15 protein-coding genes are annotated in these 20206 nt (G+C 72.9%); 14 read left to right on the forward strand and 1 reads right to left on the reverse strand.

Annotated elements, in window-relative coordinates:
* The first annotated feature begins 100 nt into the window (after positions 1-100).
* The 9 genes from KOV94_RS02915 (at position 101) to KOV94_RS02955 (ending at position 11481) form a co-directional block, all read left to right on the forward strand.
* Positions 101-955, forward strand: coding sequence for a maleylpyruvate isomerase family mycothiol-dependent enzyme (locus KOV94_RS02915; protein WP_218051170.1), 855 nt, complete (start codon positions 101-103; stop codon positions 953-955).
* 41 nt (positions 956-996) lie between these two features.
* Positions 997-1830: an ABC transporter ATP-binding protein gene (locus KOV94_RS02920; protein WP_218051171.1), complete on the forward strand. Its 834-nt coding sequence runs from the start codon at positions 997-999 to the stop codon at positions 1828-1830.
* Positions 1827-2558, forward strand: a complete 732-nt coding sequence (locus tag KOV94_RS02925) for an ABC transporter permease (protein ID WP_124341309.1) — start codon at positions 1827-1829, stop codon at positions 2556-2558. Before KOV94_RS02920 ends, KOV94_RS02925 begins: the two co-directional genes overlap by 4 nt.
* A gap of 181 nt (positions 2559-2739) precedes the next feature.
* Positions 2740-3753, forward strand: a complete 1014-nt coding sequence (locus KOV94_RS02930; protein WP_235843125.1) for a LacI family DNA-binding transcriptional regulator — start codon at positions 2740-2742, stop codon at positions 3751-3753.
* 115 nt (positions 3754-3868) lie between these two features.
* Positions 3869-5245 (forward strand): extracellular solute-binding protein, encoded by a 1377-nt coding sequence (locus KOV94_RS02935; RefSeq protein ID WP_218051172.1) that lies wholly within the window; start codon positions 3869-3871, stop codon positions 5243-5245.
* A 70-nt stretch (positions 5246-5315) separates the two neighbouring features.
* The gene (locus KOV94_RS02940; RefSeq protein ID WP_124341306.1) at positions 5316-6266 is read left to right on the forward strand and encodes a carbohydrate ABC transporter permease; all 951 of its coding nucleotides are present in this window, start codon (positions 5316-5318) and stop codon (positions 6264-6266) included.
* Complete coding sequence (locus KOV94_RS02945) at positions 6263-7210, forward strand: carbohydrate ABC transporter permease (protein WP_218051173.1); 948 nt, start codon at positions 6263-6265, stop codon at positions 7208-7210. Before KOV94_RS02940 ends, KOV94_RS02945 begins: the two co-directional genes overlap by 4 nt.
* A gap of 78 nt (positions 7211-7288) precedes the next feature.
* A complete protein-coding gene (locus tag KOV94_RS02950) occupies positions 7289-9481 on the forward strand; it encodes a beta-galactosidase (protein ID WP_218051174.1) in 2193 nt (730 codons plus the stop codon).
* Complete coding sequence (locus KOV94_RS02955; protein ID WP_218051175.1) at positions 9478-11481, forward strand: beta-galactosidase; 2004 nt, start codon at positions 9478-9480, stop codon at positions 11479-11481. The genes KOV94_RS02950 and KOV94_RS02955 overlap by 4 nt, the downstream gene beginning before the upstream one ends.
* Before the next feature lie 171 nt (positions 11482-11652).
* On the opposite strand, the gene KOV94_RS02960 is transcribed toward KOV94_RS02955, so the two are convergent.
* Positions 11653-13731, reverse strand: a complete 2079-nt coding sequence (locus KOV94_RS02960) for a glycosyl hydrolase family 28-related protein (RefSeq protein ID WP_308160334.1) — start codon at positions 13729-13731, stop codon at positions 11653-11655.
* A gap of 473 nt (positions 13732-14204) precedes the next feature.
* Between KOV94_RS02960 and KOV94_RS02965 the strand changes: the two genes are divergently transcribed.
* The 5 genes from KOV94_RS02965 to KOV94_RS02985 all read left to right on the forward strand — a co-directional run bounded on the left by KOV94_RS02965 (position 14205) and on the right by KOV94_RS02985 (position 20171).
* A complete protein-coding gene (locus tag KOV94_RS02965; RefSeq protein WP_124343411.1) occupies positions 14205-15212 on the forward strand; it encodes an ABC transporter substrate-binding protein in 1008 nt (335 codons plus the stop codon).
* 103 nt (positions 15213-15315) lie between these two features.
* Positions 15316-16950, forward strand: coding sequence for a sugar ABC transporter ATP-binding protein (locus tag KOV94_RS02970; protein WP_225915916.1), 1635 nt, complete (start codon positions 15316-15318; stop codon positions 16948-16950).
* Entirely contained in the window at positions 16947-17984 is a 1038-nt protein-coding gene (locus tag KOV94_RS02975; RefSeq protein ID WP_218051176.1) for an ABC transporter permease, read from the forward strand. The genes KOV94_RS02970 and KOV94_RS02975 overlap by 4 nt, the downstream gene beginning before the upstream one ends.
* Positions 17984-19012 (forward strand): galactofuranose ABC transporter, permease protein YjfF, encoded by a 1029-nt coding sequence (gene yjfF, locus KOV94_RS02980; RefSeq protein ID WP_218051177.1) that lies wholly within the window; start codon positions 17984-17986, stop codon positions 19010-19012. The genes KOV94_RS02975 and yjfF overlap by 1 nt, the downstream gene beginning before the upstream one ends.
* Positions 19013-19154: 142 nt before the next feature.
* Entirely contained in the window at positions 19155-20171 is a 1017-nt protein-coding gene (locus KOV94_RS02985) for a fructosamine kinase family protein (protein WP_218051178.1), read from the forward strand.
* The last annotated feature ends 35 nt before the right edge of the window (positions 20172-20206 follow it).

Raw genomic sequence — 20206 nt, forward strand, 5'->3', positions numbered from 1 at the left:
GCCTCACCGTAGGAGCAACGCCGACGGACGGCACCCGCGCGGCCGGAGCGGTGACTGGGTGCCGGGCAGGGCTGTCGGTGCGGGTCGCTACTGTCGCGCCATGACGACGTCGTCGAGCGCGTCCCCGTCCACGCTGCCGTTCGCCGAGGTGGTCCGCGAGGAGTCCGCCCGCGCCGCCGACGCGCTGGCCGCCGTGCCGCCCGACGCGCGCGTCCCCGCGTGCCCGGACTGGTCGGCCGCGGACCTCGCGTACCACCTGGGCGAGACGCAGGACTTCTGGTCGAGGGTCGTCGGCCTGGCCGCGCCGGACGCGGTGGTGGACGTGGGCGGCGACCCGCCGGGCGGCTTCGACGGCCCGGAGCGCGAGCCGGACGACGCGCTCGTGCCGTTCCTGCGCACGCGGACCGGGGCGCTGCTCGACGCGTTCGACGCGCACGACCTGTCGGAGCGGTGCTGGTCGTGGTCGCCGCACGGCGGCGACGTGGCGTGGGCGCTCCGACGTCAGGCGCACGAGGCGCTCGTGCACCGCGTCGACGCGGAGCAGGTCGCGGGGCTCCCGGTCGCTTCGCCGCCGGTCGAGGTCGCGACGGACGGGGTCGACGAGATGCTCGCCGTGATGATGAGCGGCCTCCCGCCGTGGGCGACGTTCACACCCGACGACGACGGACGCGTGCTCGTCGTCGCGTCCGACGCCGGTCGCTCGTGGCTGATCGCGCTCGGCCGTTTCGCGGGGACGTCGCCGCGCACCGGCACCACGTACGACCTCGACGCGGGTGAGCTGGTCGCCCGCGACGTGGCCCCGGAGGACGCGCGCAGCACGGCGACGCTCACGGGGTCCGCGTGGGACCTCGACCTCTGGCTGTGGGGCCGGGGACCGCTGGACGCGCTCGCGGTCGAAGGGGAGCGAGCCGTCGTCGACCGGTTCCGCGAGGTGCTCGTCGAGTCGAGCCAGTAGGCCCTTGCCCCGCCGTACCTGCGAGGAGCACAATTCCTCGCATGGGGAATAACACCCCGGCGGTCGAGGTCGTCGGTCTGCGCGTCGTCCGTGGTGGTCGGCCCGTCATCGACGTGCTCGACCTGGCCGTCCCGCGGCGGCAGGTGGTCGGGCTGCTCGGCCCGAGCGGCAGCGGCAAGACGACCCTCATGCGCGCGATCGTCGGCGCCCAGGTGGTCGCGGGCGGCGACGTGCTCGTCCTCGGCGAGCCCGCCGGCGCTCCCTCGCTGCGGCGGCGCATCGGCTACGTGACGCAGGCCCCGAGCGTGTACTCCGACCTCACCGTCACCGAGAACCTCCGCTACGCCGCCGCGATCCTCGGGCTCGGCCAGCGCGAGGTGGACCGGGCGCTCGACGAGGTCGACCTGACGGCACGCGCGAAGCAGACGATCGGCACGCTCTCCGGCGGTGAGCGGTCCCGAGTCTCCCTCGCGATCGCGCTGCTCGGGCACCCCGAGCTGCTGGTGCTCGACGAGCCGACCGTCGGCCTCGACCCCGTGCTGCGCCGCGACCTGTGGGACCTGTTCGGCCGGCTCCGCGACGCGGGCGCGAGCCTGCTCGTGTCGAGCCACGTGATGGACGAGGCGGTCCGGTGCGACCGGCTGGTCCTCATGCGCGAGGGCGGGGTCCTCGCGGACGCGACCCTGCCCGAGCTGCTCGCGCAGACGGGAGCGCCCGACGCGGAGCACGCGTTCCTCGCCCTCGTCGACGCGGCGAACGCGGCGGCCGGCCCCGCCGGTGTGCCCGGTGCGACGGGCGCGACGGGCAGGACGGGGAGGGCCGACGCGACCGGCACGACGGGCGCGACCGGTACGGACACCGGGAGTGCGTCGTGAGCCCCCGCCTGACGGCCGCGACCGCGACCCGCGTCCTCACCCAGCTGCGGCACGACCACCGCACGATCGCGCTGGTCCTGCTGCTGCCGTGCCTGCTCATCGGCCTGATCGCGTGGATGTTCGACGGGACGCCGGTGCTCGACCAGTTCGGTCCGCTGCTCGTCGGGCTGTTCCCGCTGCTGGTGATGTTCCTGGTGACGAGCGTCGCGACGCTGCGGGAGCGCACGTCGGGCACGCTCGAGCGGCTCATGACGCTCCCGATCGGCCGGGCGGACGTCGTCGTCGGCTACGCGATCGCGTTCGCGGTGCTCGCGTCGGTGCAGGCGCTCGTCGTGGTCGGGTTCGCGGTGGGCGTGTGCGGGATGGACGTGGCCGGCCCGATCGGCCTGGTGATCCTGGTCGCGGTGCTCGACGCGGTCCTCGGGTGCGCGCTGGGGCTGGGCGCGTCCGCCCTCGCCCGGACCGAGTTCCAGGCGGTGCAGCTCATGCCGGCGGTGATCTTCCCGCAGATCATCACGTGCGGTCTGCTCATGCCCCGCGACGAGATGCCGCAGCTGCTCGAGTGGCTGTCGCGCGTCTTCCCGCTGACCTATGCGCTCGACGCGATGCAGAAGCTCGCGGCGGGGTCGGGCTGGTCGGACGTGCGCGGCGACGTCGGGGTCGTGGCGCTCTTCATCGTCGGCGCCCTCGTCGTCGGGGCCTCGACCCTGCGTCGCCGGACTCCCTGAACGTCTCCCGACGCCGCACGGCGCGCGGCCGGCCCCTGACGCGCGGGACGTCGGGTGTGGGAGCGCGACCGTCTCTGAATCGTCACACTCCTGTGATCCACGCCACTTGACTACGTAGTCATCCGGTGGTTTGACTACGTAGTCATCGGGCAGAGCCGACCGAAGGGACACCGTCGTGGCCGTGGAGCGAGCAGTCGTCGCGATGGACGTGGCGCGCGCTGCCGGCGTCTCGCAGAAGACCGTGAGCCGCGTCATCAACGGCGACCCCCACGTCCGCCCGGAGGTCCGCGACCGGGTCCGCCACGCCGCCGCGACCCTCGGCTACCGGCCCAACCGCGCCGCTCGCCAGCTCGTCTCGGGGCGCAGCAGGACGATCGGCGTGCTGTCTGTCGGCTCCACCGACTTCGGCCCCGCGTCGATCATGGTCGGCATCGAGCGGGCGATCCGCGAGGCCGGCTACGCGATGTCGGTCGTCAACACGCTCGAGGGGGACCCGGAGAGCATCACCGGCTCGCTGCTGGACCTCGTCGAGCAGGGCGTCGACGGCATCGCGGTCAACGAGCCCGTCGGGGTCTTCACGCTCGACGCGGCACAGGTCGGCGACCTGCCGCTCCTCAGCCTGTCGGGCCGGTACGGCATCTCCACCAACGAGCTCATGGTCGACGCGGACCAGGCGGGTGGCGGCCGCGCCGCGACCGAGCACCTGCTGGGACTCGGGCACCGCACGGTCCACCACGTCGCCGGCCCGTCCGGCTGGCGGTCGGCGGGGCTGCGCGCCGACGGCTGGCGGCAGACGCTGGCCGCGGCGGGCGCGCCCGTCCCCGAGGTCCTGCACGGCGACTGGAGCGCACCGTCGGGCTACGCCGTCGGGCAGCGCCTCGCCGCCGACCCCGACGTCACCGCCGTCTTCGTCGCGAACGACCACATGGCGATCGGCGTGCTCCGCGCGTTCGCCGACGCGGGTCGCGACGTCCCCGGTGACGTGTCCGTCGTCGGCTTCGACGACATCCCTGAGGCCGCGTACCTGACGCGTTCCCTCACCACGATCCGCCAGGACCTCGCGCACCTGGCCTCGTTCGGCGTCCGGCTCCTCGTCGACGCCGTCGAGAACCCGCGACGGCAGGACCGTCGCGAGGACGTCCCGGTCGAGCTCGTGGTCCGGGAGACGACAGCAGCACCCCGCGGGCGGGGCTGACCCAGCCGCACCCGCACTCCGGCCCACGAGGCCAACCCGGGCGTCCCGCCGCGCACCATCGCGGCGGGGCGCGCGCACCGACCGGACCAGCACGACCTTCACGAAGGAGTGGAGCATGTCGAGGACGATCACGTGGCGGCGCAAGGCCGCCGGGCTCACCGCGGGTGTCGCCGTGGCGGCGCTCGCCCTCACCGCCTGCAGCAGCGGCGGCGGGAGCGACGGCGGCGGCGAGACGACCGGCCCCGTCAGCCAGGCCGACATCGACGAGGCCATGAAGACGCCGACCAAGCTGACCTTCTGGACGTGGGTCCCCGACATCGAGAAGGAGGTGAAGCTCTTCGAGGACGCCTACCCGGCGATCGACGTCGAGGTCGTCAACGTCGGCCAGGGGGCCGACCACTACCAGAAGCTCCGCAGCGCGCTGAAGGCGGGCGAAGGCGCCCCGGACGTCGCGCAGGTCGAGTTCCAGCACCTGTCGTCGTTCGCGCTGGGCGACAACCTGCTCGACCTCACGCCGTACATGCCGGCCGACGTCGGCGACGACTACGTGCCGTGGGTGTGGGAGCAGGTCAAGTCGACCGACGGCGAGAAGGTGTGGGGCGTCCCGCAGGACTCGGGCCCGATGGGTCTGCTGTACCGCGAGGACCTGCTGTCGCAGCACGGCATCGAGGTCCCGACGACGTGGGACGCGTTCGCCCAGGCGGCGACCGACCTGCACGCGAAGGACCCGAACCTCTACCTGACGAACCTGCCCGGCAACGACATGGGCCAGTTCACGGCGCTGCTGTGGCAGGCCGGTGCGCGGCCGTTCGGCTGGGACGGCAAGGAGACGGTGACGATCGACCTGACGTCCGACGAGGCCACGCAGGTCGCGCAGTACTGGGGCGACCTCGTCGCCGCCGACGCGGTCTCCGTCGACCCGGACTTCACCGACGCCTGGTACCAGGGGCTCGCGAACGGCAAGTACGCGTCCTGGGTGGCCGCCGCGTGGGGGCCCGTGTTCCTCCAGGGCACGGCTGCGAACACGTCGGGCCTGTGGCGCGCGTCGACGATCCCGCAGTGGGAGGACGGCGCGAACGTGTCCGCCAACTGGGGCGGCTCGTCCGACGCGGTGCTCGCGTCGACCAAGAACCCGATCGCGGCGTCGCAGCTCGCGCTGTGGATCAACCACGACAAGGCGTCAGCGATGACGATGGCGACCGAGCAGTTCCTGTTCCCGACCACGACCGAGGTCCTCGAGGACCCGCAGTTCGCCGACGAGAAGTCCGAGTTCTACGGCGGCCAGGAGGTCAACAAGCTGTTCGCCGAGGTGTCCTCGACGGTCGAGCCGGACTTCGGCTGGCTGCCGTTCATGGACTACGCCTACTCCGCCGGTGAGGAGACCGTCGGCAAGGCCATCGCGGACAAGACCGACCTGGTCGAGGCCATGCAGGCGTGGCAGGACAAGCTCACGACCTACGCCGAGCAGCAGGGCTTCACCGTCGCCGACTGAGGGACCGCCGGTCCCGCGGCACTCCGCAGGCCGCGGGACCGGCACCCCTCACCGACCCCGGGAGACACCGATGACCGACGTCGTCACGCCCGAGCGCACCCTCGCGCAGCCCCGGAAGCACCGGCACTCGTCGCCGATGCGCCGCAAGCAGAACGCCACCGCGTACCTGCTCATCGCGCCGTTCGTCGCGATCTTCGTCCTGTTCCTCGTCACGCCGCTCGTCTACGCGGGCTACCTCAGCCTGTTCCGCGAGCAGCTCGTCGGCGGCACCGCCTTCGTCGGGCTCGAGAACTACTCGCGCGCGCTGTCCGACCCGTCGTTCCTGTCGGGCGTCGGACGCATGACGCTCTTCCTGGTCATCCAGGTGCCGGTCATGCTCGGGCTGTCGCTGCTGTTCGCGCTGCTGCTCGACGCGGGCGTGCTGTACCTGCAGCGCTTCATCCGGCTCGGCATCTTCGTCCCGTACGCGGTGCCCGGCGTCGTCGCGGCCCTCATGTGGGGCTACCTCTACGGCCCCGACTTCGGGCCCGCCGCGCAGATCGCCGACGCGGTCGGCGCCCCGGCGCCGCCCTTCCTGTCGGCCGACTGGATGCTGTTCTCGATCATGAACATCGTCACGTGGGAGTTCGTCGGCTACAACATGATCATCATCTACGCCGCGCTGCGGGCGATCCCCGCAGAGCTGTACGACGCGGCATCCGTCGACGGGGCCGGCGCGGTCCGCACCGCGTGGAGCATCAAGATCCCGGCCGTCCGCCCGGCGCTCCTGCTGACGCTGATCTTCTCCGTGATCGGCACGTTCCAGCTCTTCACCGAGCCGAACCTGCTGCAGTCGCTCGCGCCCAACGTGATCGGCACCGACTACACGCCGAACCTCTACGCGTACAACCTCTCGTTCATCAACCGTGACCTGAACTACGCCGCAGCGATCGCCTTCGTGCTGGGCATCGTCATCATGATCGTCTCCTACGTGGTGCAGCTCTCGGCGCAGCGCAGGGAGCGCAAGGAGCGTGCCCGATGACCACGACGACGATCAGCACCCCCGCGGGCCGGCGCGCGTCCGGACCCGCCCAGCCGGCGGCACCGCGCAGCCGCCGCCGCCGCGCCTACTCGAGCGACCAGCCCCGCCGCAGCCCGCTGCTGACGGTGCTCATGCTGCTGGCCCTGGTGTACTTCCTGCTCCCGCTGTTCTGGCTCGTGGTGGCGTCGACCAAGTCGAACGCGGACCTGTTCTCCTCGTTCGGCCTGTGGTTCGCGCAGTCGATGTCCCTGTGGGAGAACATCCAGGCCGTGTTCACGGCGCAGGACGGCGTCTACCTGCTGTGGATGCGCAACACCGTCATCTACGCCGGCACCGCAGCCGTCGGCGCCGCGTTCCTCGCGACGGCGGCCGGCTACGCGTTCGCGAAGTACCGGTTCCCCGGCAGCAACGCGATCTTCAGCGGCATCCTCGGGTCGATCATGATCCCGACGACGGCGCTCGCGATCCCGACGTACCTGCTGTTCGCGAAGGCCGGCCTGACGAACACGCCGTGGGCGGTCATCCTGCCCTCGCTCGTCAGCCCGTTCGGGGTGTTCCTCATGCGGGTGTACGCGGCCGACGCGGTCGACGACACGCTCATCGAGGCGGCCCGCGTCGACGGTGCCGGGGAGCTGCGGATCTTCTTCCAGGTCGCGCTGCGGCTGCTCGTCCCGGGCCTCGTGACGGTCCTGCTGTTCACGCTGGTCGCGACGTGGAACAACTACTTCCTGCCGCTCATCGTGCTCAACAGCCCCGACCTGTTCCCGCTGACCGTCGGCCTCGCGCAGTGGCAGGCCACCGCCGCGGGCGGTTCCGGCTCACGACCGCTGTTCTCGAGCGTCATCACGGGATCGCTCATCTCGATCATCCCGCTGATCATCGCGTTCCTGTTCCTGCAGCGGTACTGGCAGTCCGGGCTCGCGACCGGCTCCGTCAAGGGCTGACGTACCCCCTGTTCCCGCCGCCGGCGCGCTGTCGCCCGCGGCCCCTGATCCACCGGTACACCCGGCTGAGGAGACCTCATGTCCGTGCAGCACGACCGCGTCCGCTTCGGCGCCGCGTACTACCACGAGTACCACAGCCCCGGCGCCGACCCGACGCCCGGCGACCTCAAGCGCGACCTCGACCTCATGGCCGCCGCCGGGTTCACGGTGATCCGCGTCGGCGAGTCGGTCTGGTCCACCTGGGAGCCGTCCGACGGGCGGTTCGACCTCGACTGGCTCGAGCCGGTGCTCGACGGCGCGCACGAGCGCGGCATCGACGTCGTGCTCGGCACCCCGACGTACGCGGTACCGCCGTGGCTCGTCCGCCGGTACCCGGAGATCGCGGGGGAGTCCGCGACGGGCCGGCCGATGGGCTGGGGCGCGCGGCAGGAGGTCGACTTCACGCACCCCGTGTTCCGCTGGTACGCCGAGCGCGTGCTGCGCCGGATCGTCGAGCGCTACCGCGACCACCCGGCCGTCGTCGGGTACCAGGTCGACAACGAGCCGGGCCTGCACCTGCTGCACAACCGCGGGATCTTCGAGCGGTTCGTCGACCACCTGTCGGACACGTACGGCGACGTCGAGACGCTCAACCGCGAGTGGGGCCTCGTCTACTGGTCGCACCGCCTCTCGACGTGGGCCGACCTGTGGACGCCCGACGGCAACGCGCAGCCGCAGTACGACCTCGCGTGGCGTCGGTTCCAGGCGTCGCTGACGACGGAGATGATCGACTGGCAGGCCCGCGCCGTGCGCGAGCTCGCGCGGCCCGGTCAGTGGGTGACGACGTGCATCGCGTACGAGCGGCCCGCGCTCGAGGACGCCGACCTCGCGTCGGTCCTCGACGTGACCAGCGGCAACGCGTACTACACGATGCAGGACGGCCTCGCGCACCCGTCGGCGGCGGTCGTGCCGCAGTCGTGGACAGCGACGGGCACGTGGGCGCTGTTCCAGGTGGCCGACGTGATGTGGTCCTCGCGCGACGAGCCCTTCCTCGTGACCGAGACCGACGCGCAGGCCATCGGCGGCCCGTCGACGAACCTGCCCGCCTACCCGGGGCAGTGGCGGCAGGCCGCGTGGGCGCTCGTGACCCGCGGCGCGCGCATGGTCGAGTACTGGCACTGGCGCACGTTGCACTACGGCGCCGAGACGTACTGGGGCGGCGTGCTGCCGCACAGCGGCGTGCCCGGCCGGGCGTACCGCGAGATGGCCGTGCTCGGGGCGGAGCTCGGGCGCGTCGGCGGGCTGCTCGCCGACGCGACCCCCGACGCCGACGTCGCGATCTGGCACCACGGCGCGAGCCGGTGGGCGCTCGCGGGCCAGCCGCCGCTCCAGACGGCGTCGGGCGAGGGCGACCCCCTGTCCTATCCGCGGATCGTGGCGTCGTTCTACCGGGGCGCGTTCGACGCGGGCCTGCAGGTGCGGGTCGTGCGACCGCAGCACGTGGGCGCGGAGGACCCCGCGGCCGTCGCCGCGCGTCTCCCCGTGCTCGTGGCGGCCGGGTTCTACGCCGCCTCCGACGACGAGCTCGCCTGGCTGCGCCGGTACGCGGAGGCGGGCGGGCACCTGGTCGTCGGCCCGCGCACCGGGTACGCCGACACCGAGGCGCGCGCCCGGGCGACCGTCCAGCCGGGCGGCCTGTCGGAGGCGGCAGGCGCCTGGTACGACGAGATCGCCAACCTCCCGACGCCGGTCCCGGTCGTCGCCGCCCCCGGCTCCCCGCTGACCCTGGACGACGACGCGACGGCGACGGCGTGGGCGGAGGGCCTGACCCCCGGCACCCCGCCCGAGGGCGACCGCACGACCGCGGCGGCGGACGGGGAGGCCGACGTGCTCGCGCGGTACGTGCACCCGCACCACGGGGCCTGGGCCGCGGCGACGACCCGGGCGTACGGCGCGGGGCGCGTGACCGTCGTCGGGACCGTGCCGGGCGCGTCGTTCGCGCGGTCGCTCGCGCGCTGGCTCGTGCCGCAGCCGCTCGCCGGCTGGTCGGACCTGCCGCCGAGCGTCACGGTGCACACCTCGACGACGACCGACGGCCGCCGCGTGCACGTGCTGCACAACTGGTCGTGGGACGCGGTCGACGTCGTCACCCCCGCGGACCTCGACGTGCTCGCCGCGCGCGGCGACCGTCCCGCCGACCCGCCGCCGCCGGACGAGCCGGGAGGCCCGCTCGACGCGGGTGCCACGGTGACGCTCGGTGCGTGGGACGTGCTCGTGGCGGTGACCCGGTGAGCGCGCGCTGGCCCACCGAGGGCATCGCGTTCGGCGGCGACTACAACCCGGAGCAGTGGCCGGAGGAGGTCTGGCAGGAGGACGTCGCGCTCATGCGCGAGGCGGGGGTCAACCTCGTGTCCGTCGGGATCTTCTCGTGGGGCGAGCTCGAGCCCGAGGAGGGTGTCTACCGGTTCGAGTGGCTGGACCGTGTGCTCGACCTGCTGCACGAGAACGGCATCGGGGTCGACCTGGCGACGCCGAGCGCGGCGCCGCCGGTGTGGCTCCATCTGAAGCACCCGGAGATGCTGCCCGTCGACGCGGACGGCCTGCGGTACACGCAGGGCAGCCGCGAGTCGTGGTGCCCGAGCAGCCCGGTCCTGCGCGAGCACGCGCTGCGCATCGCCCGTGTGCTGGCCGAGCGGTACGGGCAGCACCCGGCGGTGCGGATGTGGCACGTGTCGAACGAGCTCGCGTGCCACAACGGGCGCTGCTGGTGCGACGTGTCGGCGGCGGCCTTCCGGGACTGGTTGCGCACGCGGTACTCCGACGACGTCGACGCGCTCAACCTGGCGTGGGGGACGGCGTTCTGGGGACAGCGGTACGCGTCGTTCGACCAGGTGCTGCCGCCGCGCCGCACGACGACGATCGCCAACCCGGGGCAGCGGCTCGACTTCGAGCGGTTCTCGTCCGACGCGTTCGTCGACCACCTCGCCGCGGAGGCCGCGGTCCTGCGCGAGGTCACGCCGCACCTGCCGGTCACGACGAACTACATGGTGATGGGCGAGTTCCACCAGCTCGACTACGCGGCCACGACGCCGCTCGTCGACCTGGTCTCGAACGACCACTACCTGTGGGCGGCGGACCCGGACGGCTGGGCGGAGCTCGCGTTCAGCGCCGACCGCGTGCGCGGGCTCGCCGGCGGCGAGCCGTGGCTCGTCATGGAGCACTCCACGAGCGCGGTGAACTGGCAGCCGCGCAACCTCGCGAAGGGCCCCGGCCAGCTGCTGCGCAACTCGTTGCAGCACGTGGCGCGCGGCGCCGACGGCGCGCTGTTCTTCCAGTGGCGGCAGTCCCGCGCGGGCGCCGAGAAGTACCACTCGGGGATGGTGCCGCACGCCGGCCGCGACTCGGCGCTGTTCCGGGACGTCGTCGACCTGGGCGCGACCCTCGGGCGGCTCGCGGAGGTGCGGGGGAGCGTCGTCGAGCGGGCACGCGTCGCGCTGCTGTGGGACACGCAGGCGTGGTGGGCCGCCGAGCTCGAGGCGCACCCGACGGTCGACGTCCGCTACCTCGACCAGGCGCGACGCCTGCACCGGGCGCTGCTCGACGCGGGAGTCGCCGTCGACGTCCTGCCCGCCACGGCACCGCTCGACGGGTACGAGGTGGTCCTCGTGCCGACGCTGTACCTCGCGCCGGACGGGCTCTCCGACCGGCTCGAGGCGGTCGCGGCGCGCGGGGGGCAGGTCGTCGTCACGTACTTCTCCGGGATGGTCGACGAGCACGACCGCGTGCTGCTCGGCGGGTACCCGGGGGCGTTCCGCGACCTCCTGGGCGTGCGCGGCGAGGAGCTCGCACCGCTCCCCGACGGCGGTCGCGTGACGCTCGACGACGGGTCCGTCGGCGAGGTGTGGTCGGAGCGCATGACGGTGCCCGACGCGGAGGTCGTGGCGTCGTTCGCCGACGGCCCGTCCGCAGGCTTCCCGGCGGTGACGCGTCGCGACGTGGGCGACGGCGCGGCCTGGTACGTCGCGACGCGCCTGGACCCGGCGTCGACGTCGGCGCTGCTCGGCACGGTGCTCGCGGCTGCCGGTGTCGACCCGCTGGTGCCCGACGTCCCGGCCGGGGTCGAGGTCGTCCGGCGCGTGGGCGACGGCGCGGCGTGGCTGTTCGCGATCAACCACACCGACGACGACGCCCGGATCGACGCGTCGGGCACGGACCTGGTCGCGGGCGGCGTGCATGACGGCGGCGCGACGGTCCCCGCTCACGGCGTCCTCGTCCTGCGTCAGGACCGCTGACGCGGCGACGGGCCGTCGCCGACGACGGGTGGCTGCGCCAGGACCGCTGACGCACCCACCCGTCGTCGCGCGCCTGCCGCTGACGCGGTGGGCCCGTCGCAGACGAAGGGGCTCCCGGACCGGTGCGCACTCCGGCCCGGGAGCCCCGGTCTCAGCGGGTCACCCCGCGCGTCACCACGCGGACGGCGGCGGCGGGGGCACCACCGGCGGCCGGTCGTCGCACGTGATCGTGTTCGGCAGCTCCCACGGGGCCATCCACGGTCCGGTCGTCCCGCCGCCGTCGTTGCCGCCGCCGTCGACCACGGTGAACTCCGAGCCCGCGGGCGTGAACCCGAAGGCGCCGCAGTTGTTGATGCCGACGGCCCCGACGTTGCGCGCGTCGACGTTCGTGAACGTCGCCGACCCGGCGGACCGGGCGGACAGGACCGACGTGCCCGTGCCGTCGACGCGCACGTCGCGCACGTCGACGCCGGTGATCGAGTACCGGTCCTTGACGGGCCAGTCGGTCACGAGCATGAGCGCGTTGTACGTGCTGTCGAGGAAGTGGTCCCCGACGACCTGCAGGTCGACGTCGATGCTGCGGTCGAGCGCGAACACCCACAGCGCCCCGAGCCCGATGTTCCAGTTGAGCTCGTAGGTCCCGGCCCGGACGGTCGTGTTGTCGACGAACCGCAGCGACCCGGTGAACGGCTCGGCGCCGAAGCGCGACCCGGCGTGCAGCGCGCTGCCCTCCCGGACGGGGTCGGCGACGAGGTTGCCGACGACCGTGATGTCCTCGCCGCCGTAGATCGCGATCCCGTTCGCGAGGGTCGGCGTCTGGACGGTGTTGCGCGCGAACGTGCTGCGCGCGTTCGTCGTGCCCTGCGCCCACATGGCGAGCGCGTCGTCGCCCGTGTTCCGGACGACGGAGTTCCGCACGACGGAGTCGGTGACGCCGGTGTGGAAGTTCACGCCGTCGGCGATCTGGTCGACGATCACGCTGTCGCTCACGACGAGGTTCGACATGGGTCCGTCGAACCACATGCCGACCTTGGTGTGCTGGATGTACAGGTCGCGGATCGAGGAGTCGCTCATGGCCCCGCCGACGCCGTTCACCTGGTCGGTGTCGATGCGCTCGCGGACATCGCCCTGGATCGCGAACCCGGACAGGTGCACGTCGCGCGACCCGCCCTCCGCCGCGGGCTTCCCGTAGATCCCGACGCCGGTGTGGACCGACCCGTCGGGTGCGGGCGTCGGCAGCGCGACCTCGCGCCCGCGCAGCGTCGTCCACCACGACCCGGCGCCCTCGATGGTGACGTCATCGACGACGAGGTGCCGGTTCACCTGGTACGTGCCGGGCGGCAGGTAGACGGGCAGGTCGTGCTTCTTCGCGAACGCGATCGCCCGCTCGATCGCGGGGGCGGCGTCGCGACGGCCCGTCGGGTCGGCGCCGAACAGCACGGCGTTGGCCGCCTTGAGCCGCACGTGCGGCGCGGCGACGAGCTGCGAGTCGAGCAGGTCGATCACGGTCCACGCGGCGGTGGCCTTCTTCGGCACGGTGAGCCGCACGGTCTCGCCCGCGCGGTAGGTCCGGTCCAGCAGCACGCGCTGCTCGTCGTAGAAGTGCATGGGCCGGAACGGCGTGGTGATCGTGGGCGCCGGTGTCGTCGCGGACGGCACGCAGCCGCACTCGGTGATCCACCAGTCGGGGTGCAGCAGTCCCGCGTCCGGGTCGTTCGTGAACGGGTACTGGTTGTAGAGCCACGAGTACTGCGACGTGAGCGTGATCGTCCGCCGGTCCTTGCCGACGGTGACGTCGAGCGGCGACGTGATCCCGCCGCCCGTCGGGGCGTCCGGGATCGCGTAACGGATCGTCAGCGCGTTCGCGGCCTTCGGCAGCCGGAACTCGACGTGCTGGCCGGGCAGCAGCCGCACCGCCGACCGGCCCGACGCCTCCGCGGGCAGCGTGTAGGCGGTCCGGTCGGGGCCGATGACGGTGCCGTTCGTCGTCGCGGCCTCGGCCTCCTGCTCGACGACCCCGAGGTCGGCGCCGCGCCCCGCGACGAGGGCCGGGTCGAGCGCGGCACGGGTCGCGGGTGGGCTCGCCGCGGCCGTCCCGGGCGGGACGGGCGGGCCGGGGCGGCCGGTGGCCGTGGCGCCGGCGGCGGGGGCGAGCACGCCGGCGAGGGTCAGCGCGACGACGGCGACGGTGGCCGCGCGGGGCGGCCGTCGTCGTCCGCGCGCGAGGGTGGGGGTGAGCGGGATCCGCACGGGAGCGCCTCCTTGCGCAGCCGGGACGGCGCCGCGGGACGCGGGCCGGGTGGACACACCGTAGAGACCGGACAGAACCCCGGACAAGAGTGCACGAACATGCGCAAGAACTTGCGTCAGTGAGGCAAAAGAGCAACATAGGCACGATGCCAGGCCCGCGTCGTGCTGATCATCGCCCGGAGCGGCCAGGGACCCGATCCCGAGTGCCGGACCGGGGGTCGAGCCCTACCCGGACCGGCCTCGCCGCGCCGCGCGCGGCTCGCGCGCAGCGGCGGTCTCGCGGCGTGACCGGATCGCAACAAAAGCGGTGCCCCGCATGCCCGATGTGAACGCTAACATCGCGCTTGACCGAGGGGTCCGGTTCGCACCGAAGGTGCACACCGCCCCGCCCGGCAGTGCCGGGCGTGCACGACCGCGGTCCGGCCAGCGTCGGCCGGACCGGGGGTGAGGTGGGTTTCTCGAGGAGGAGAAGCATGGCCAGCACGACGTTCCACAAGCGCGCGATCACGGCCGGGCTCGCGGCCCTGGTGCTCGGCCTGTCGGCCTGCGCCGGCGGCGACGGCGACAGCGGCGGCGACGAGACCGCGGGCGGCGACGGTGGGGGCGACCTCATCTCCGTCGGCTTCGCCCAGGTCGGTGCCGAGTCCGGGTGGCGCACCGCCAACACGACGTCCATCAAGGACTCGCTCACGAAGGAGGAGGGCTTCGACCTCAAGTTCTCCGACGCCCAGCAGAAGCAGGAGAACCAGATCCAGGCGATCCGCTCCTACATCGCCCAGGGCGTCGACTACATCGCGTTCTCGCCCGTGGTCGAGTCCGGCTGGGACGCCGTGCTCGAGGAGGCCAAGACGGCGAACATCCCCGTGATCCTCACGGACCGCGCGGTCGACACCGAGGACGAGTCGCTCTACGTGACGTTCATCGGGTCGGACTTCGTCGAGGAGGGCCGCCGGATCGGCAAGTACGTGTCCGACACCCTCGCGACCGAGCCGATCAAGGTCGTCGAGCTCCAGGGCACGACCGGCTCGGCGCCCGCGATCGACCGCAAGACCGGGTTCGAGGAGGCCACGAAGGACAACCCGAACGTCGAGATCATCGCCTCGCAGACGGGCAACTTCACGCGCGCCGAGGGCAAGACGGTCATGGAGGGCTTCCTCCAGGCGTACCCGGACATCGACGTCGTCTACGCGCACAACGACGACATGGGCCTCGGCGCCATCGAGGCGATCGAGGCCGCGGGCAAGAAGCCGGGCGAGGACATCAAGGTCGTGACGATCGACGGCGTCAAGGACGGCATGCAGGCGCTCGCCGACGGCAAGATCACCTACATCGTCGAGTGCAACCCGCTGCTCGGCCCCGACCTGGCCGAGATCATCAAGACGCTCGACTCGGGCGGCACGGTCGAGAAGCGCATCGTCACCAAGGACGAGGAGTTCGACCAGGCCGCGGCCCAGGAGGCGCTGCCGAACCGGCAGTACTGACCGACGTCCACCGCCCGCTCCCGGGACACGGCCCTGCCCGTGCCCCGGGAGCGGGTGCCGCTCGCCGGTACGTTGGACGCACCGGCAGGTAGAGAGGTCGACGATGACCGACACCCAGACGGCGACGAGCACCGCGACGCTCGACGAGCCGCGCCCCGTCGTCACGATGACGGGGATCTCCATCGGCTTCCCGGGCGTCAAGGCGCTCGACGGCGTGGACTTCCGGCTGTTCCCCGGCGAGGTGCACGCGCTCATGGGCGAGAACGGCGCCGGCAAGTCCACGCTCATCAAGGCGCTGACCGGCGTCTACCAGGTCGACGCGGGCACGGTCCTCGTCGACGAGACCCCCGTGACGTTCACCGGTCCCGCGCAGGCCCAGGCCGCGGGCATCAGCACCGTGTACCAGGAGGTCAACCTCTGCGACAACCTCTCGGTCGCGGAGAACATCATGCTCGGCCACGAGGTCCGCCGGTTCGGCGTCGTCGACTGGCCCGCGACCCGTCGGGAGGCCCGCACGCACCTCGCGACGCTCAACCTCGACATCGACCCGCGCTCGCAGCTGTCGTCGCACAGCCTCGCGGTGCAGCAGCTCGTCGCGATCTCCCGCGCGATGGTGGTCGACGCGCGCGTGCTGATCCTCGACGAGCCCACGTCGAGCCTCGACGCCGACGAGGTCGCCCGGCTGTTCGACGTCGTGCGCGCGCTGCGCGACCGCGGCGTCGCGATCCTGTTCGTCTCCCACTTCCTCGAGCAGGTGTACGCGCTGTCCGACCGCATGACGGTCCTGCGCAACGGCACGCTCGTCGGGGAGTACCGCACGGCCGACCTGCCCCGGGTCGAGCTCGTGCAGAAGATGATCGGCCGGTCGCTCGAGGTGCTGGAACGCCTCGAGGAGGCCCCCAAGCCCGTGGTCGCCGCGCGCGAGGACACCCGCCCGTACCTCCAGGCGATCGGCCTGGGCCGCAAGGGCTCGATCGAGCCGTTCGACCTCGACGTGTACGCGGGCGAGGTCGTCGGCCTCGCGGGCCTGCTCGGGTCCGGCCGCACGGAGCTCGCGCGCCTGCTCTACGGCGCGGACCACGCCGACCGCGGCGAGCTGCGCGTCGAGGACCGCCCCGCGCGCCTGCGCACCCCCCGCGCCGCGCTCGCCCGCAAGATCGTGTACTCGTCCGAGAGCCGCAAGACCGAGGGGATCATCGCGGACCTCACCGTGCGGGAGAACATCGTCCTCGGCATCCAGGCCCAGCGCGGCTGGGTGCGGCGCGTGCCGAGGAAGAAGGCCGACGAGGTCGTCGACCGGTACGTCGAGGCGCTCGGCATCCGGCCCGCCAACCCGGACGCGCTCGCGGGCAACCTGTCGGGCGGCAACCAGCAGAAGGTGCTGCTGGCCCGGTGGCTCGCGACGCAGCCGAAGCTCCTGCTGCTCGACGAGCCCACGCGCGGCATCGACGTCGGCGCGAAGGCCGAGATCCAGCGGCTCGTCGCCGACCTCGCGTCGCAGGGCATGGCGGTCGTGTTCATCTCCGCCGAGCTCGAGGAGGTCCTGCGCCTCTCGCACCGGATCGCCGTCCTGCGGGACCGGCGCAAGGTCGCCGAGCTCGTCAACACCGACGACGTGACGACGGACGACGTCGTCGACCTCATCGCCAGTGCGGGGACGGCGGACGACCCGTCCGGCCCGCCGCCGCCCGACGAGGTCCAGGACGTCCAGCTCTTCGGGAAGGAGGACCGGGCATGAACGTCGTGCGGTCCGTGGTGCGGCACCGCCTGTTCTGGCCGATCGTCGCGCTCGTCGTGCTCGTCGTCGCGAGCACGCTCAAGTCGCCGACCTTCCTCGACATCACCGTCCGGGACGGGCACCTGTTCGGCGGGCCCGTCGACATCCTGCGGCGCAGCAGCGTGCTGCTGCTCGTGGCCCTCGGCATGACGCTCGTCATCGCGACGCGCGGCATCGACCTGTCGGTGGGTGCGGTCATGGCGATCGCGGGAGCCGTCGCGCTCACGCAGATCGCCGCGTCGCCCGACCCCGGCTCGCTCGCCACGGTCGCCGCCGCGATCGGCACGGCCCTGGTGATCGCGCTGCTCATCGGCCTGTTCAACGGGTTCCTGGTGGCGGTGGTCGGGATCCAGCCGATCATCGCGACGCTCGTCCTCATGACCGCCGGTCGCGGCATCGCGATGCTCATCACCGGGGGCAACATCACGACCGTCACGAGCCAGCCGTACAAGACGCTCGCGTCGGGGTACTGGCTGTCGCTGCCGGTCGCGGCGATCATCGCGGGCGTCGTCTTCGCGGCGACTGCCCTGGTCACGCGGCGCACCGCGCTCGGCGTGCTCATCGAGTCGGTCGGCATCAACCCCTCCGCGAGCCGCCTCGCGGGCGTCCGCGCCCGCACGATCATCTGGACCGTCTACGTCGTGTGCGCGCTGTTCGCGTGCCTCGCGGGGTTCATCCGCTCCGCCGACACCATGGCCGCCGACGCGAACAACATCGGGCTGTTCATCGAGCTCGACGCGATCCTCGCGGTGGTCATCGGCGGCACGTCGCTCGCGGGCGGCAAGTTCTCGCTCACGGGCACGCTCGTCGGGACGCTCGTCATCACGACGCTCACCCTGTCGATCACCATCCTCGGCATCCCGGCCAACGCGGTGTCGCTGTTCAAGGCCCTCGTCGTCATCGCGGTCTGCCTGCTGCAGTCCCCGGTCGTGCAGCACAGGATGCGTGCCCGCCGACGTCGTACGGCCCCCGTCCCGGTGGAGGTGCCGGCCTGATGTCCACCGACCAGCTCACCCGCCGCCTGCGTGGCCGCACCCCGGCCGCCGACGCCGCCGCGCCGTCGAGGCGCTGGCGCCTCGACGACCGCTACCTGCCCGTCCTCGGGACCGTCGTCGTGCTCGTCGTCATGCTCGTCGTGGCCGGCTCGCGCTACGACAACTTCCTCACCGGGCGGGTCATGGCGAACCTGCTCATCAACAACTCGTTCCTCGTGGTCCTCGCGGTCGGCATGACGTTCGTGATCCTCACGGGCGGCATCGACCTGTCGGTCGGTGCCGTCGTCGCGCTGTCGAGCATCGTCTCCGCGTGGATGCTCACGCACGGGTGGCCCGCCACGGTGGCGATCCCGGCGGCGATCCTCACGGGCACGCTCATCGGGCTCGCCGTCGGCGTGATGGTGCACGTGTTCGAGATCCAACCGTTCATCGCGACGCTCGCCACGATGTTCCTCGCGCGCGGCCTGTGCTACCTCGTCGCACCCGAGTCGATCCCGATCGCGGACCCGACGATCGTCGCGCTGGCCCGCACGCGCTGGGGGCCGGAGGACGGCTTCGTCCTCACGCCGTCCGGGCTCATCGCCCTGGTCGTCGTCGCCGTCGCGTTCGTGCTGCTGCACTACACGCGGTTCGGCCGCACGGTGTACGCGATCGGCGGCGGCGAGCAGTCGGCGCGGCTCATGGGTCTGCCCGTCGCGCGGACCAAGGTGCTCGTGTACGTCATCAGCGGCACGTGCGCCGGGCTCGGCGGTCTGCTGTTCGCGATCTTCTCCCGGTCCGGCTACGCGCTCACGGGCGTCGGCATGGAGCTCGACGCCATCGCCGCGGTCGTCATCGGCGGCACGCTGCTCACCGGCGGGTCGGGCTTCGTGCTCGGGTCGGTGCTCGGCGTGCTCGTGCTCGGGCTCATCCAGACGGCCATCACCTTCGAGGGCACGCTCTCCTCGTGGTGGACGAAGATCGTCATCGGCGGGCTCCTGCTCGTCTTCGTCGTCCTCCAGCGCCTGCTCGCGCTGCGACGGACCTGACGGGCCCCGGCCCGGTCCGTGGCGAGGCGCACCGCCGCGGGCCGGGCCGCGCCGTGCCGGTCACGCGTCCTCGGCGCGTCGAGCGACGGCCGCGTGAGACGCCGGTCCCGGGGTGTCGCCGCCGGTCGCTACCCTCGCCACCATGTCCGGGACCGACCTCATCGCCCAGCGCCTCGCCGCCGCGGGCGTCGACGACGTCACCGACGTCGCCCCGCTCGACGGGGGCCTCATCGCCGTCGCCGGGCTCGCGCAGCGACGGTCGGGGACGCCGGTCTTCGCCAAGACGCTGGAGGCGGGCGCGGACGGCATGTTCCACGCCGAGGCGGAGGGGCTGCACGTGCTGCGCGAGCGCGGCGGCGTGCGGACCCCCGACGTGCTGCACGTCGGCACCGACCTGCTCGTCCTCGAGGCGCTCGTGCCGCGCGTCGACACCCCCGACCTGTGGGAGGCGCTCGCGCACGCCGTCGCCCACCTGCACTCGTCGACGACCGGCACCCGGTTCGGCTGGCACCGCGACAACTACCTGGGCCGCATGCGGCAGGACAACACGTGGGACGACGACGGGTTCGAGTTCTTCGCCCGGCGACGCCTCCTGCGCTGGCTGCCCGAGCCGCGCGTGCAGGCCGCCCTCGACGAGCAGGACCGCCGCGCGCTCGAGCACCTGTGCGACCGGCTCACCGAGCTGCTCCCGCCCGCACCGCCGTGCCTCACGCACGGCGACCTCTGGTCGTCCAACGTCATCGCGACCCCGGACGGCGCCCCGGCCCTGATCGACCCCGCGGTGTCGATGACGTGGGCCGAGGTCGACGTCGCGATGCTGTGGAGCGAGCCGCGGCCGCCCGAGTCGGACCGCTTCTTCGACGTCTACGCCGAGGTCGTCGGCCTCGACGCGGGCTGGAAGGACCGGATGCCGCTGCTGTTCCTGCGGCAGGAGCTCGCGCTCGTCGCGATGTTCGACCACGACTGGGGCGCGGCCGAGCGGGTCCGCGCGCTGCTCGTGCCGTACCGCCGCCGCCTGCCGTCCCGCGTCGCCCCGCCCGCGGAGCCCGCGACGCCGCCGGCACCGGCCGACGCCCCGGCACCGCCTGCCGACGGCCTGCCGGTCGCCGGGGTAGCGTCCGACGCGCTCGGGACGCCCGCCCGCGCCGACACGCCCTGACCGTCACGCCCTGACCGTCACGCCCCGTCCCCGGA

The sequence above is a fragment of the Cellulomonas algicola genome, from assembly GCF_019024305.1.
GTDB classification, from domain to species: domain Bacteria; phylum Actinomycetota; class Actinomycetes; order Actinomycetales; family Cellulomonadaceae; genus Cellulomonas; species Cellulomonas algicola.